We start from the raw sequence: 13,968 nt of genomic DNA, 5'->3' as shown, positions 1-13,968 counted from the left end.
TGAGAACGGGGACGGGACGACGGGGGAACGGGTGGGACCACGACGGGGACGGGAGGGCACCCCACGTCCGGCGCGCCGCCCGGGGATCCCGGAGGTCCCGGAACCCCCGCGGTCCCGGCCCGCGACCTCCGGAGGGTCCCGGCCGGTGCCGGCCCGGACCGCGGCCGGCGGGACCCGGACGTGTTGACAAAGAAGATCGCCTCCAACACCATTCAACTATTCATATAGTGAAAAGGTGGTTTGTGTGATCGAATTCCATCTGGACCGCGGATCGGGGGTGTCGACGTACCTCCAGCTCGTCCACCAGGTCAAACAGGCCCTCCGGCTGGGCACGCTGCGGCCCGGCGACCGGCTGCCCACCGCGCGGGAGGTCGTCGAGGCGCTGACGATCAATCCCAACACCGTGCTCAAGGCCTACCGCGAGCTGGAGCGCGAGGGGCTGGTGACGGGCAGGCCGGGGCAGGGCACCTTCGTCCAGCGCTCGATCGGCGGCGCCCGGCTGGCCGACCACGCCGCCCTGCACCGGGACCTGGAGGAATGGGTGGGGCGGGCGCACGCGGCCGGTCTCGACCGTGACGACATGGAGGCGCTGTTCGCCACGGCGCTGGCCGGCCGCCTCCGGGAGGGCATAGCGTGACCGACGCACTGCGAACGACCGGCCTGGGGGTCCGCTACCGCCGCACCTGGGCGCTGCGCGACTGCTCGCTGGCCGTCCCGCCGGGCCGGGTCGCGGCCCTGCTGGGTCCCAACGGGGCGGGCAAGACCACGCTGATGCACGCGGTCGTCGGGCTGCTGGCCCCGGACGCCGGGACGATCTCCGTCGCGGGCCAGGTGGCCTTCATGGCCCAGGACAAGCCGCTGTACGACGCCTTCACGGTCGCCGAGATGCTCGCCTTCGGACGCAGGCTCAACCCCACCTGGGACGACGCCTACGCCGTCGCCCGCCTGGAGGGGCTGGGCGTCCCGCTGGAGCGCAGGGTCTCCGGGCTCTCGGGCGGGCAGCAGGCACAGGTCGCGCTCACCGTCGCGCTGGCCCGGCGTCCGGGTCTGCTGGTCCTGGACGAGCCGCTGGCCAACCTCGACCCGCTGGCCCGGCACGACGTCATGCGCGTCCTGATGACCGCGGTCGCCGAGCAGCCGCTGACGGTCCTGCTCTCCTCCCACGTCGTCGCCGACCTGCGCGACACCTGTGACTGGCTCATCGTGATCAACGGCGGCCGGGTGCAGGTCAGCGGGGACATCGACGACCTGCTCGCCGACCACCTGGTGCTGACCGGACCGGCCGGGGCCGGCACCCCACCGGCCGGGAGCCGGGTGGTCGAGGCGAGCCGCACCGGCACGCGGACCCGGCTGCTGGTGCGGGGCGCGTCCGTGCTCGACCCGCGCTGGAGCGCCCGTCCCGCCGACCTGGAGGAGCTGGTGATGGCCTACCTGCGCAGCCCCGACGCGGCCGCGCTCCCCGCTCCCGCGGAGGTGAGGGCGTGATCTGGACGACCTGGCGCCAGCACCGGGCGCAGATCCTCGTCACCGGCGCGCTGCTCGCCGCGCTCGGCCTGCTCCTGCTGGGCTCGGCGGTGGAGGCCGGGCTCCACATCTCCGAGCACGCGCCACCCGGCTGCCCGGGAACGGCCGCCACGTGCTGGGACCTGGCCAGAGCCCTCGGCGAACGCCACGACACCGTGTACTCGATCTTCGGCTGGATGCCGATCGTCGCCCCCGCGCTGATCGGCGCGTTCTGGGGCGCGCCGCTGCTGGGCCGTGAGTACGAGCGCGGCACGTACCGGCTGGCCTGGACCCAGTCGGTCTCCGTGCGCCGCTGGCTGACCGTCAAGCTCGCCGTGCTCGGCACCCTGGTGGTCGTCGCCGGGCTGCTGACGTCGTTGATGATCAGCCTGTGGCGGCCGGTCTTCCGGCAGGACGTCTTCGGCAACGTCGGCGTCTTCAACATGGTGGGCGTCGCCCCTGCGGCGTGGTGGCTGTACGCCTTCACGGCGGGCACGGCGGCCGGGGCGCTGCTGCGGCGCACGCTGCCCGCGATGGCGCTGGTGGTGGCCGTGGTCTCCGTGACGACGTTCACCCTGTTCGGCCTGAGCGAGCACTACGCCGAGCCGGTGCGGACCGTGCTGTCGGGCACCACCGTCCCGCCGGACCCCGACGCGCGGCTGGTGAGCGGCGCCTGGGTCGACCCCTCAGGGAGGGAACTGGCCGCTCCCCCGGCCGGGGTCTGTCTCCGCCCGCCGGACGCCGGTCGCAGCAGCCGGAACCAGGAGGCCCACGAACGGTGCCTGTTCGGCAAGGGCTACCGCTACGCGCTCTACCACCACCCGCCGTCGCGGTTCTGGCGCTTCCAGTGGACAGAGGCCGCCCTCCTGACCGCCGGGTCGCTGGTCCTCACCGGCGTGACCGTCCACCGCACGCTCCGGCGCAAGGGGTGAGCCTCACCCGCACACTCCGCCGCAAGGGGTGAGGCTCCCCCGGACGCCGCGGCTCAGGTGAGCCTCGCCCGCACGCTCCCGCTCGAAGGCCGGCTCCCCGCACGATCCGGCGAGGGCAGGGCGAGGCTCCTGTGCACGCCCCAGAACAGGGACGAGCGTCCCGGGTCCGTTAGTAAATGAACGTTCTTTTACAAACTCTTCCCGAAGCGGTAGCCTCCTCACGACGGGGTTCGTGAATGCTCATTCACGAACGGACGAGGACCCGACCGGAGGAGGGCCATGGCACGGCCTCGCACCACCAGCGACGAGGCGATCCTGCGGGCCGCGGGGCGGGCGATCGGCGGTCACGGCCCGGCGGGCCTGACCCTGGCCGCCGTCGCCGCCGAGGCCGGGCTCTCCCCGGCCGCGCTCGTGCAGCGGTTCGGGTCCAAGCGCGGCCTGCTGCTGGCCTTCGCCGAATGGTCCGCCTCCGGCACGGGCGAGGTCTTCCGGCGGGCACGGCAGCGGCACGACGCTCCCCTGCCGGCCTTGCAGGAGGCCCTGACCGAGCTGGCCTCGACCATGCGGACGCCCGAGGAGGCGGCCAACGGCCTGGCGTTCCTGCAGCTGGACCTGACCGATCCGGAGTTCCGCGCGCACGCCGTCACCCAGGCCCGCCGGATGCGGGAGGAGATCACCGGCCTGCTCACCGAGGCCGTCGCCACCGGCGGGCTGACCGGCGACGCCGATCCCGTACGGCTGGCCCGTGCGGTCCAGGTCGCCTACAACGGCACGCTCATCCTGTGGGCCCTGACCGGCGAGGGCGACCTCGTCCACGCCCTGCACACCGACATCGACCATCTGCTGCGCGTCCACCGGCCCGACGGCCTCGACGCCCTCGACCACACCGACGACCCACCGAGGAGGTCCACACCATGACATCCCTGCCACCGTTCACCGTCTCGGTGTTCATCGGCACCAGCCTGGACGGGTTCATCGCCCGCCCCGACGGCGACATCGGCTGGCTCACCGGCCGGGGGGAACAGGCCGGCGGCATGGGCTACCGGGAGTTCATCGCCGGGATCGACACCGTCGTGATGGGCCGCGTCACCTACGAGACCGCCCTCGCCTTCGGTGCCGGGCACTGGCCGTACGACGGCATGCACGTGGCGGTGCTCAGCACCCGCCTGGAGGAGGGCGCCGACCCCCGCGTCACCGTCCACCGCGACCTCGACGGGCTGGTACGGGCCCTGACCGAGCGCGGCACCAAGAGCGTCTACGCGGACGGGGGCCAGGTCGTGCGTTCGTTCCTGCGCGCCGGGCTGGTGAACGAGCTGACCGTCACCACGGCCCCGGTGCTGATCGGGAGCGGCCTGCCCCTCTTCGGCCCCCTGGAGGCGGACATCCCCCTCGTCCACCGCTCCACCACGGTCCACGACGCCGGTTTCGTCCAGACCACCTACACCGTGGAGAACGGGGGGTAGGGCCTGCCCGGAGGCGAGATCACGAGGTCGCGGATCCACCCGCGCCACGACCCGATGGAGCACCGGCACGGCGCGGGCCGACGCCTCCGAGGCGCGCCAGGGCGAGCGCCGTCAGCATCGTGCCCCCGCGGACATGCCCCGCGCTCCGTCACGGACGCGATCTTGTACGTGGACCGCGCCGGCATCCCCTCAAGGCGGCTGACCGGCGCACCCGCCTCACCGTCGCCGGAGGTGCTCCAGCGCGGTCTCGTGATCTTTGGCCACCCGGTTCGGATCCGCTTGGCGGTACAGGTGACCGATGCGCAGCAGAGCCTTGTACGTATCCACCCCGGTCGAACCCAGGCGCCGCGCTTCGGCCTCGTCACCCTCATGCATCGCGAGCAACCGAGCCGTCCGCAGCTTGGCGTCGGCGGTTTTCCCGATCACCTCTTCGAACCGCCTCGGCAGCGATGCCACGAATTCCGGGCTCCAGGGGTCGATGACAAGCTCAGGAGCCCTCGCATGACGCAGTTCCGGCTCCGCTCTACCGGGGTCACCGCGGCTGGGGCCGAGTCGTTCGCCGAACGGCTCCCCTCCCGAGTGACACGACGGCAAGATCACGCCAGGGTTCTCCAGAACACCCGGCCTCCAGCCGGACGCCTCACCTCATCAAAGACATCCCGAACGACCATTCTGATCCGCAACGAGTTCGAGGCGGCAGAAAGGCGACGGGCGGCGCTTCCAGAATCAGTGCCCACAGGGTGACGAGCACCGCTGAACCGATGCGCGCGGAAAAGGACGCACCACAGATCTCCTCTTTCGTATCGGCCCACTTCATCCGAGTTCCACGGTGTCCGGCAGGGAGCGAACACCTCGGCGACCACGGAGAACGACGGCCTCGTCCAGGCCGCCGAGGGGACGTCCGGAACGTCCAGGTCTACGAGCGCGAGCGCGAGGCCGCCGACTGGGTGCAGGGGTACCGCATCCATCTGAACCAGGCCGGTGCCCGCGCGCTGCACCGCTGCCTGCCGCGTCCGCTGTGGGAGGTGTTCCTCGCCACCTCCGGTCACCCGGGACCCGGTTTCGGCTTCCACACCCACCTGCTGCGCAGGCTCGTGTTCGTGGAGGAGAGCGTGATGACCGGTGGCGCCGTCCCACCGGCGGGCCGGACCGGCCCGTCAGACCCGAAAGGCCCGGCGGGTCCGGCGGGCGCCCCCCTCCCGCCGGCCGGGCCCGGCGACCCACCAGGTGCCGCGGGCGGGGATCCCGCCGGGCGGGATACCGGGCCCGCCACCCCGAAGACGGATCTCGGCGGCCTCGGGCCCGACCCGGACTCCCTGACCGCGGGCCTCCGGGACTACGTGCTGTGGGCCTTCGTCGCCCGGCGCGGCGCCTACCCCGCCGGTGCCGCCGACCTCGACGGCCACGGGCTGAGGGACCTGGCCGGGGCGATGACCACCGGGCAGGCGGATGACCTTCGGCGGCCAGTGGACCGACACCGCGCCGGAACGGGCACCGGCTACGGGTCGCGGGGGCACGACGGCACGCCCCTGAGAGCGGCCCCCGCCCCGCGTTCACCCCCGCCGGGGGTACGCGCCGGTCAGGATCCGATGGTGACGGCGACCTCGACGGTGACGTCGTCCTCGTCGTGACCGGCCTCACCGGCCTCCTCACCGGCTACCTGCCCGGGGTCGGTTTCGGTGCCGGTGCCGGTGCCGACGACGCGCTGGCGGATCTCCGCGTCGCGCAGGTCGACGCCCAGCCCGGCGACGGCCTCGAACAGCCCCACGACGGCCGGGTGCACCACCCCCTCCGGCACGGTCGCGTTCCCGGCCGGACGCCACGAGGCCACCAGCTCGGTACGCGCGGGCAGCTCCCCGGTGACGACGCCCTCTCCGCCCCAGCCCTCCGGCACCGGCTCCCGCGTGGGCCAGCAGCACAGCAGGCGCACCGTCTCGGGCCCTGGGCCCTCCTGGATCGTCGTCCAGAACGGCCCCGCCGGGCCCAGGCCGTCGCGGTGCAACGCCGTGAACAGCTCGCCGAACAGCTCGTTCGCGAGCTCGTTGCCGGCGTCGGTGTCGTCGGCGACACCGACCAGGAGAACCCGCGCGACGTACGGCTGCGCCGCGGCCCGTCTCCTCGTCACGTCCACCGGGGCGGCATAGGCGGTGACGGCCAGCTCGGCCGCGGTGTGCGCGGCGTCCTCCGCCGCCCGTCGCGACAGGACCTCCTCGCGATGACGTGCGAGCGTGCCCGCGACGTCGCCGTCGCGCAGCGCGTCCGCGATCCGGGGAAGGGGGACGCCCGCGTCACGGAGGACCCGGACGGTCGCCCCGGCACGGACCTGCGACTCGGAGTAGCGCCGGTAGCGTGACCCGTCGTCGACCTCGGCCGGGACGAGGACACCCTTCTCGTCGTAGTGGTGCAGCGCCTTCACGCTCAAACCCGTCAGGTTCGCGAACTCACCGATGCTCAACATGGATCCAGCATCCGACCTCCTCCAGCAGGAGGGTCAAACGCCGCCCCCGGGAACCCGGCTGGACCCGCGGCCCGACGAGACCCGCGGGTCCGCGGAACCCGCGCCCCCGGCGGAACCCGCGACCCGGCAGGACTCGCGCCCCGGCGAAACCCGCGCTCCAGCGGGAGCCTGACGTGCGACGGCCCCCGTGGGAGGTTCACGGGGGCCGTCGTGGAACACGGCGCGGGTCAGAGACCGGCGGCGGCGCGCAGGGAGTCGGCGCGGTCGGTGGACTCCCAGGAGAAGCCCTCCCGGCCGAAGTGACCGTAGGCGGAGGTGCCCGAGTAGATCGGGCGGAGCAGGTCGAGGTCACGGATGATCGCGGCCGGGCGCAGGTCGAAGACCTTCAGCACGGCTTCCTGGATCTTGTCGATCTCGATCTTCTCGGTGCCGAAGGTCTCGACGAACACGCCGACCGGGTGAGCCTTGCCGATGGCGTACGCGACCTGGACCTCGGCGCGGTCGGCCAGGCCGGCGGCCACGATGTTCTTGGCGACCCAGCGCATGGCGTAGGCGGCCGAGCGGTCGACCTTGGACGGGTCCTTGCCGGAGAAGGCGCCGCCGCCGTGGCGGGACATGCCGCCGTAGGTGTCGACGATGATCTTGCGGCCGGTCAGGCCGGCGTCGCCCATGGGGCCGCCGATCTCGAAGCGGCCGGTCGGGTTGACCAGCAGGCGGTAGCCCTCGGTGTCGAGCTCCAGGCCGGCCAGGACCGGGTCGACCACGTGCTCCTTGATGTCGGGGGCGAGCATCTCCTTGAGGTCGATCTCGGCCGCGTGCTGGGTGGAGACGACCACGGTGTCCAGCCGGACCGGCCGGTCGCCGTCGTACTCCACGGTGACCTGGGTCTTGCCGTCGGGACGCAGGTAGGGGACCGTGCCGTCCTTGCGGACCTGCGACAGGCGCTCGGCCAGGCGGTGCGCGAGCTGGATCGGCAGCGGCATCAGCTCGGGGGTCTCGCGGCAGGCGTAGCCGAACATCAGACCCTGGTCGCCCGCGCCCTGGCGGTCGAGCTCGTCGTCGGCCTCGCCCTCGCGGTTCTCGTAGGCGTCGTCGACGCCCTGGGCGATGTCGGGCGACTGCGCGCCGATGGAGACCGACACGCCGCAGGAGGCGCCGTCGAAGCCCTTGTGCGAGGCGTCGTAGCCGATCTCGAGGATCTTCTCCCGGATGAGACCGGGGATGTCGACGTAGGTCTCCGTCGTCACCTCTCCGGCGACGTGAACCTGACCGGTGGTGATCATCGTCTCGACGGCGACCCGGCTCTTGGGATCGCCCTTGAGCATGGCGTCGAGGATCGCGTCGCTGATCTGGTCGGCGATCTTGTCGGGGTGGCCCTCTGTGACCGACTCGGAGGTGAAAAGACGACGGGACAAGTCAGTGGCTCCTCATGCAGCGGCTGCTGGCGTCTGGGGGCTCTGGCGTCGGCACGACACCAGTAGCGCTTCGCGAAGTCTAACCGCACCCGTGTCGACGTCGCGAAGCCGTCCCGGATCGTGTCGCCGGAAATTTCGCCCGCCCGGAAAATCCGAGATGTCATAGATCGGGCAACGGGTCGGGGGGCAGCGTCTCGGGGGCGAAGATCTCGGCGTCGGCGGCGGAGATCACGGCGGCGTACTCCTCGTCGATCTCGAACACCATCCCGCCGAGCTCGATGGCAGTGCCCGCGGAGAACTCCGGCGGCCCCAGCCGGGTACGCCGCGCGTGGGTGGCGTAGACCGAGGTCGGCGCGTCACGGTCGAAGAACTTGGTGGACAGCACGCAGATGGCGCGATCGGTGATCACGATGAGGAAGGTCGCCATGCCCGGCGGGCCCGCGGAGAGCGCCGGCAGGACGTAGTGGATCTCCTCCCCCGGGGGGAGCAGAGCGCGGCATCGGGCTCTGACCGCGGCGGTGACCGGCATGATCGAGACCCCTCCGACTGCGATGTTGCAGGTCGTCTCGGAGGAAGTATCCGTCGGCGGCTGCGCCGGGGCAAGGGGGCGCGGAGGGCGGACCGGCGGGAGGGCGTGCGGGCGGGACCCGTCAGCCCAGGCGGGCGACGACGAGGTCCCAGACCGTGTCGGCCAGGGCCTCCTTGGGACCGCGCGGGATGTCGGTCCGCCCGCCGTCGGCGGACAGGACCACGGCCGCGTTGTCGGGGGTGCCGAAGGCGAGGTTCTCGCCGACCTGGTTGACGACGAGCAGGTCGCAGCCCTTGCGGGCCAGCTTGGCGCGCCCGTTGGCGAGGACGTCGTCGGTCTCGGCCGCGAACCCCGCGATCACCGCCGGGGACGGCTTGAGACCCTCGCGGCGCCGCTCCCCCAGCTCCGCCAGGATGTCCGGATTTTTCACCAGATGGATGGCGTCGGGGTCGCCCGCGGTCTTCTTGATCTTCGATCCGCTCCGGGCCGCGGGCCGGAAGTCGGCGACGGCCGCGGCCATGACCACGACGTCGGCGCCCTCCACCGCCTCCAGCACGGCGGCGCGCAGCTCCAGGGCCGACTCGACCCGGACCACCTCGGCCCCGGCCGGGTCGGGCAGGGCGACGTTGGCGGCCACCAGGATGACCTCGGCGCCGCGGGCGAGGGCCGTACGGGCCAGGGCGTATCCCTGCAGCCCCGAGGAGCGGTTGCCGATGAAGCGGACCGGGTCGATCGCCTCGCGGGTCCCCCCGGCGGAGATCACCACGCGGCGGCCGGCCAGGTCGGCGGGGCGCCCGCCCAGGACGCGCCGGCAGACCTCGAAGATCTCCTTCGGGTCTGGCAGCCGGCCCCGGCCGCTGTCGGCGCCGGTCAGCCGGCCCACGGCGGGGTCCAGGACGATCGAGCCGCGCTCGCGGAGCGTGGCCACGTTGGCCCGGGTGGCGGGGTGCTCCCACATCTCGGTGTGCATCGCCGGGGCGAACACCACCGGGCAGCGCGCGGTGAGCAGGGTGTTGGTCAGCAGGTCGCCGGCCAGCCCGTGGGCGGCCTTGGCGAGCACGTCGGCGGTGGCCGGAGCGACGACCACCAGGTCGGCGCCCTGCCCGATGCGGACGTGCGGAACCTCGTGCACGGACTCCCACACGTCGACGGTGACCGGGTTGCCGGACAGCGCGGCCCAGGTGGGCTCGCCGACGAAGCGGAGCGCCTCCCTGGTGGGAACGACCCGCACGTCGTGGCCGGACTCGGTGAACAGGCGCAGCAGCTCGCACGCCTTGTAGGCGGCGATGCCCGCGCTCACGCCGAGGACGACCCTCGGCACCGCGGGCAGGCCGTCCTGGTCGGGGGTCGGCATCGGAAGGGGGTCAGCCCTCGATCGGCTCGGAGGTGAGCAGGCCCTCGCTGACCTCGCGCAGCGCGATGGAGAGCGGCTTCTCCTGCGCGTGGGTCTCGACGAGCGGGCCGACGTACTCCAGCAGGCCCTCGCCGAGCTGGGAGTAGTAGGCGTTGATCTGACGCGCCCGCTTGGAGCCGAAGATCACGAGACTGTACTTGCTGTCGACGATGTCGAGCAGGGCGTCGATCGACGGGTTGGTGATGCCTTCGGAGTAGGCGGCGCTGCTTGCCACGTGGATTTCCCCTAGCTAGGTGAACGTCCGAGGCGTGAACCCTCGGGAGCATCAGCCAACAAGGCTATCAGCCGATGGCACACGTCCCGGACGGACGTGTTGACGAGCGTCACGTCGAACTCCTGCTCGGCCGCCATCTCGATCCGGCCGGCCGCCAGCCGGCGGGCGATGACGTCCTCGGGCTCGGTGCCCCGGCCGCGCAGCCGCTTCTCCAGCTCCGCCCAGCTCGGCGGGGCCAGGAAGACCAGCAGCGCCTCCGGCATGGTCGCGCGGACCTGCCGGGCGCCCTGGAGGTCGATCTCCAGCAGGGTGGGGACCCCGGCGGCGAGCTTGTCCAGCACCGGGCCGCGCGGCGTCCCGTAGCGGTTGCCGGCGAACTCGGCCCACTCCAGCAGCTCCCCCGAGGCGGCGAGGCGGTCGAACTCCTCGTCGTCGGCGAAGAAGTACTCCACGCCGTGGGTCTCCCCCGGGCGGGGCTTCCTGGTGGTCACCGAGACCGACAGCCACACCTCGGGGTGTGCCCGCCGAAGCTCGGCGACGACCGTGGACTTGCCGACGCCCGACGGCCCCGACAGGACCGTCAGACGTCTGCCCTCCGGCAGGCCGGTGAGGGCTGCGGCCCCCCTCGGACTCCCGGCCGGGGACGTGGAGCGACCGGCACCGCCCTCGGCGGTTGCCTCCGGAGCCCGACTCCTGTCGGACCACGACGTTCCGGTCACTCCAAACCCCCCGTGATGCGTCCCCGTGCGGGGCTGCGTGGTCGTATGAACCGAGACTAGCTCTCGGCCCCGCCGAACTCACGCTCGAGCGAGGCCCGCTGGTTCGTACCCAGGCCCCGCACGCGGCGGGACTCTGCGATGCCGAGCCGCTCCATGAGCTGCTTGGCGCGGACCTTGCCCACGCCGGGGAGCGACTCCAGGAGAGCCGAAACCTTCATCTTGCCGATGACGTCGTCGGCCTGCCCGTCTTTGAGCACCTCAGCCAGAGAGACCGCCCCGTGCTTCAGGCGGTTCTTCACCTCGGCACGCTCTTTGCGTGCCTTGGCAGCCTTCTCTAGGGCTGCGGCGCGCTGCTCAGGGGTAAGGGGAGGAAGAGCCACGCCGGGTCACCTCGAATTTCCTGTCGATGTACTCGGACGGGAAGGGAAACTAGCTGGTCATGGCGCTCCAAGCAACGTCAAGGCCACTTTATCCCCCGAGAAAATCTCCTTCGTGACTTTCCGTACCCGCGATCTCGCGCTGTGTGGACGAAACTACGCTCAGGGCCGAGTTTTCCGGGGATCCGGTCAGTGGTGGCGTCCGGTGGCCGCGGACGTCCTCCGCAGCGCCGCGGCGATGCCCGCGGCGGTCGCGCCGGGGTCGGCGGAGCCGGTGATCGGACGGCCGATCACGAGCAGATCGGCCCCGTCGGCGAACGCCTGCTCGGGGGTGGCCACCCTCGCCTGGTCCTGGCTCGCGGCCCCGGCGGGCCGGACCCCGGGAGTGATCAGCGTGATGTCCGGGCCGACCTCGGCGCGTACCGCGGCGACCTCGCGCGGTGAGCAGACCAGGGCCTGTGCCCCCGCGCCGACCGCCAGGGCCGACAGGCGCCGTACGGCGTCCTCGGGCGGGCCGCTGACGCCCATCTGGTCCAGGTCGGCCTCCGAGAGCGAGGTGAGCAGGGTGACCGCGGCGATCTGGGTGTGCGGCATGGCCTCCACCGCCGCCCGGATCATCGCCGGTCCCCCGCCCGCGTGGACGGTCAGGATGGCCGGCTTGAGCCGCGCCACGGCCCTGGCGGCGCCCGCGACGGTGTTGGGGATGTCGTGCAGCTTCAGGTCGAGGAAGACCCTGACCCCGCTGGCGCCACGGACCGAGGCGATCACGTCGGGGCCGTACCGCAGGTACAGCTCCAGCCCGACCTTGACGGTGGTGACGTGCGGGGTCACCAGGCTCGCCCAGCGTGCCGCGGTCTCGAGATCGGGCGCGTCCAGGGCGACGGCGATGGGTGCGGGCGTCACAGGGAACTCTCCTCAAGATCTGTACGGTGCCGGGTGGGCGCCCCCGGCGGGCGGTGGGCCAGCCCGACCGCGTCGGCCAGCCGGTGGAACCCGCGGGCCGCCAGGAGCTCCTCCAGCTCGCGCAGGATGCGCAGGCAGGCGTAGGGGTCGTGGAACAGCGCCGTGCCCACGGCGACGACACAGGCCCCCGCCAGGATGAGCTCGAAGGCGTCCCTGCCGGTCAGCACGCCGCCCATGCCGATGACGGGCACGCTGGGCAGGGCCGCGTGGACCTGCCAGACGCAGCGTACGGCCAGCGGCCGGATCGCCGGCCCGGACAGGCCCCCGGTGACGGCCGCGAGCGAGGGCCGCATGGCCTCGGTGTCGATGCTCATGCCGAGCGGGTTGTTGATCATCGAGAGGGCGTCCGCGCCGCCGTCCACGCACGCGCGGGCGATGCTGACGATGTCCATCACGTCCGGGGAGAGCTTGGCCACCACGGGCACGTCGTAGCGCATCACCGAGCGCACCGAGGCGATCACCTCGGCGCTGGCCGCCCCGTCGCGGGCGAAGACCCGGCCGCGGTCCTCGATGTTGGGGCAGGACAGGTTGACCTCGACGGCGGTGACGCCGGGGGCGTCGGTGAGCCTGCGGGCCAGCGCAGTGTACTCGGCCACGGTGCCGCCGCCGATGGAGACCACGGTCCGCACGCCCCGCTGGGCCAGCCAGGGCAGCTCGCGCTCCAGGAAGGCGTCCACACCCGGCCCCTGCAGCCCGACCGCGTTGAGCATGCCCGAGGGCGTCTCGGCCATCCTGGGGGTCGGACGGCCCGCCCTGGGGGCCATGGTGATCGACCGCGTGGTCAGCGCGCCGATCCGGGCGAGGTCGAAGAACTGGGCCAGCTCCGAACCGGACGCGGCGCACCCCGCGGCCGTGGTGACCGGGTTGGCCAGCTCCACGTGCCCCAGGTACGTCCGCATGTCAACCGACATTCCGCGTTCCCCCACCGGGTGCTCCCAGCGCGTCGAACGGGATGGTCCCGACGTCGTCGAAGCGGACGCGCTCGCCCCGGAAGACCGGTCCTTCGACGCACGAGCGCACCATCCGGGTTACACCGTCGTCCCCGATGACCGGGAGCACGCACGTCATGCACACCCCGATCCCGCACGCCATCCGCTCCTCCACGGCCACCTGGACCGGGATGTCGAACTCGACGGCCACCGCGGTGACGCCGCGCAGCATCTCCAGCGGGCCGCACGCGTAGACCGCGTCGGCCCGCACGTCGGCGATCACGCCGGGCAGCACGTCGGTCACCCGGCCGCGCATGCCCAGGGAGCCGTCCTCGGTGGTCAGCGTGGTGGTCTCCCCCATCCTGCGGGCGCGCAGGGCGCCGAAGACCCGGTCGGCGGAGTCGCCGCCCAGGACGAAGTCGACGCGGCAGCCGCGCCCCTGCAGGGCGTCGGCCACCGTGAACAGCGTCGCCGACCCGTGCTCGGCGCCGACCAGCACGCACGTCACCGGGTCGCGGGGCAGCGGGAACGGGCGGCCGAGCGGGCCCACCAGGTCCAGCGGGTCGCGGGCGCGGCGCTCGGCCAGCCAGGCCGTGCCGGGCCCGCGCACCGCGAAGACGAACTCGACCGTGCCGCCGTAGTCGGGCTTGACGTCGTGGACGGAGAAGGCCCGGCGCGTCAGCATCGACGTCTGCGGCCCGCCGACGGCCACCCCGACGAAGTGGCCGGGACGGAAGCGCTCGGCGATGCCCGGCGCCACCACCGTCAGCGCATGGTAGGCGTCGACGCGGCGCGTCGTCAGCACCGTGCCCGTCACCTGTACCGGAGTAACAGGCGTCTCCCTCACCTCCGACTACGGCACCGGCGCCGTTTACGAACCTCCCGACCGCTCCTCAGTCGCCTCTCAGCCGCCTTGCGTGCTCCTGCAGGGACCGCACGCCGATGTCGCCCCGGACGATCGCCTGGATGCCTTGGACGGCTGCGGCCAGGCCCTGGACGGTGGTGATGCAGGGAATCGCGCGCAGGACCGCGGCGGTGCGGATCTCGTAGCC

17 protein-coding genes are annotated in these 13,968 nt (G+C 72.7%); 6 read left to right on the top strand and 11 right to left on the bottom strand.

Annotation, left to right across the window (positions count from 1 at the left end):
- Window positions 1-244: 244 nt before the first annotated feature.
- The 5 genes from ACZ6RT_RS13430 (at window position 245) to ACZ6RT_RS13410 (ending at window position 3,898) form a co-directional block, all read left to right on the top strand.
- Window positions 245-637 carry a GntR family transcriptional regulator gene (locus ACZ6RT_RS13430; RefSeq protein WP_399192246.1) on the top strand — a complete coding sequence of 131 codons (393 nt, stop codon included), beginning with the start codon at window positions 245-247 and terminating at the stop codon, window positions 635-637.
- Window positions 634-1,485 (top strand): ABC transporter ATP-binding protein, encoded by an 852-nt coding sequence (locus tag ACZ6RT_RS13425; protein ID WP_470153629.1) that lies wholly within the window; start codon window positions 634-636, stop codon window positions 1,483-1,485. Before ACZ6RT_RS13430 ends, ACZ6RT_RS13425 begins: the two co-directional genes overlap by 4 nt.
- Window positions 1,482-2,435 (top strand): hypothetical protein, encoded by a 954-nt coding sequence (locus ACZ6RT_RS13420; RefSeq protein WP_470153628.1) that lies wholly within the window; start codon window positions 1,482-1,484, stop codon window positions 2,433-2,435. Before ACZ6RT_RS13425 ends, ACZ6RT_RS13420 begins: the two co-directional genes overlap by 4 nt.
- A 279-nt stretch (window positions 2,436-2,714) precedes the next feature.
- Window positions 2,715-3,353: a TetR/AcrR family transcriptional regulator gene (locus ACZ6RT_RS13415; RefSeq protein ID WP_470153626.1), complete on the top strand. Its 639-nt coding sequence runs from the start codon at window positions 2,715-2,717 to the stop codon at window positions 3,351-3,353.
- A complete protein-coding gene (locus ACZ6RT_RS13410) occupies window positions 3,350-3,898 on the top strand; it encodes a dihydrofolate reductase family protein (protein WP_470153624.1) in 549 nt (182 codons plus the stop codon). The genes ACZ6RT_RS13415 and ACZ6RT_RS13410 overlap by 4 nt, the downstream gene beginning before the upstream one ends.
- A gap of 216 nt (window positions 3,899-4,114) precedes the next feature.
- Here the strand turns inward: ACZ6RT_RS13410 and ACZ6RT_RS13405 are convergent, their stop codons facing one another.
- The gene (locus ACZ6RT_RS13405) at window positions 4,115-4,354 is read right to left on the bottom strand and encodes a hypothetical protein (protein ID WP_470153622.1); all 240 of its coding nucleotides are present in this window, start codon (window positions 4,352-4,354) and stop codon (window positions 4,115-4,117) included.
- A gap of 491 nt (window positions 4,355-4,845) precedes the next feature.
- On the opposite strand from ACZ6RT_RS13405, the gene ACZ6RT_RS13400 reads away from it, so the two are divergent.
- Entirely contained in the window at window positions 4,846-5,529 is a 684-nt protein-coding gene (locus ACZ6RT_RS13400) for a hypothetical protein (RefSeq protein WP_470153620.1), read from the top strand.
- Here ACZ6RT_RS13400 and ACZ6RT_RS13395 read toward each other — a convergent pair.
- From ACZ6RT_RS13395 to ACZ6RT_RS13350, 10 genes are all read right to left on the bottom strand, one after another.
- Window positions 5,478-6,356: a MerR family transcriptional regulator gene (locus ACZ6RT_RS13395; protein WP_470153618.1), complete on the bottom strand. Its 879-nt coding sequence runs from the start codon at window positions 6,354-6,356 to the stop codon at window positions 5,478-5,480. The two genes, ACZ6RT_RS13400 and ACZ6RT_RS13395, sit on opposite strands and share 52 nt — an antisense overlap.
- A gap of 227 nt (window positions 6,357-6,583) precedes the next feature.
- Entirely contained in the window at window positions 6,584-7,771 is a 1,188-nt protein-coding gene (gene metK / locus ACZ6RT_RS13390; protein WP_470153616.1) for a methionine adenosyltransferase, read from the bottom strand.
- A 160-nt stretch (window positions 7,772-7,931) separates the two neighbouring features.
- Window positions 7,932-8,300, bottom strand: a complete 369-nt coding sequence (locus tag ACZ6RT_RS13385) for a hypothetical protein (RefSeq protein ID WP_399192259.1) — start codon at window positions 8,298-8,300, stop codon at window positions 7,932-7,934.
- A gap of 121 nt (window positions 8,301-8,421) precedes the next feature.
- Window positions 8,422-9,654: a bifunctional phosphopantothenoylcysteine decarboxylase/phosphopantothenate--cysteine ligase CoaBC gene (gene coaBC / locus ACZ6RT_RS13380; protein WP_470153614.1), complete on the bottom strand. Its 1,233-nt coding sequence runs from the start codon at window positions 9,652-9,654 to the stop codon at window positions 8,422-8,424.
- Window positions 9,655-9,664: 10 nt separating this feature from the next.
- A complete protein-coding gene (gene rpoZ, locus ACZ6RT_RS13375; protein ID WP_344896629.1) occupies window positions 9,665-9,928 on the bottom strand; it encodes a DNA-directed RNA polymerase subunit omega in 264 nt (87 codons plus the stop codon).
- An 11-nt stretch (window positions 9,929-9,939) separates the two neighbouring features.
- Window positions 9,940-10,530 carry a guanylate kinase gene (gene gmk / locus ACZ6RT_RS13370; protein WP_344896818.1) on the bottom strand — a complete coding sequence of 197 codons (591 nt, stop codon included), beginning with the start codon at window positions 10,528-10,530 and terminating at the stop codon, window positions 9,940-9,942.
- A gap of 173 nt (window positions 10,531-10,703) precedes the next feature.
- Window positions 10,704-11,027, bottom strand: a complete 324-nt coding sequence (mihF, locus tag ACZ6RT_RS13365) for an integration host factor, actinobacterial type (RefSeq protein WP_344896626.1) — start codon at window positions 11,025-11,027, stop codon at window positions 10,704-10,706.
- A gap of 186 nt (window positions 11,028-11,213) precedes the next feature.
- Window positions 11,214-11,927 carry an orotidine-5'-phosphate decarboxylase gene (gene pyrF / locus ACZ6RT_RS13360; protein ID WP_399192263.1) on the bottom strand — a complete coding sequence of 238 codons (714 nt, stop codon included), beginning with the start codon at window positions 11,925-11,927 and terminating at the stop codon, window positions 11,214-11,216.
- The gene (locus ACZ6RT_RS13355) at window positions 11,924-12,898 is read right to left on the bottom strand and encodes a dihydroorotate dehydrogenase (RefSeq protein ID WP_344896620.1); all 975 of its coding nucleotides are present in this window, start codon (window positions 12,896-12,898) and stop codon (window positions 11,924-11,926) included. The genes pyrF and ACZ6RT_RS13355 overlap by 4 nt, the downstream gene beginning before the upstream one ends.
- Window positions 12,888-13,763, bottom strand: coding sequence for a dihydroorotate dehydrogenase electron transfer subunit (locus tag ACZ6RT_RS13350; RefSeq protein ID WP_399192265.1), 876 nt, complete (start codon window positions 13,761-13,763; stop codon window positions 12,888-12,890). Before ACZ6RT_RS13350 ends, ACZ6RT_RS13355 begins: the two co-directional genes overlap by 11 nt.
- Window positions 13,764-13,968 lie beyond the last annotated feature (205 nt).

The organism is Streptosporangium sp. NPDC050148 (assembly GCF_055586505.1).
Note: the sequence above shows the minus strand (reverse complement) of the source record. Positions and strands in the feature narration are given on the sequence as shown.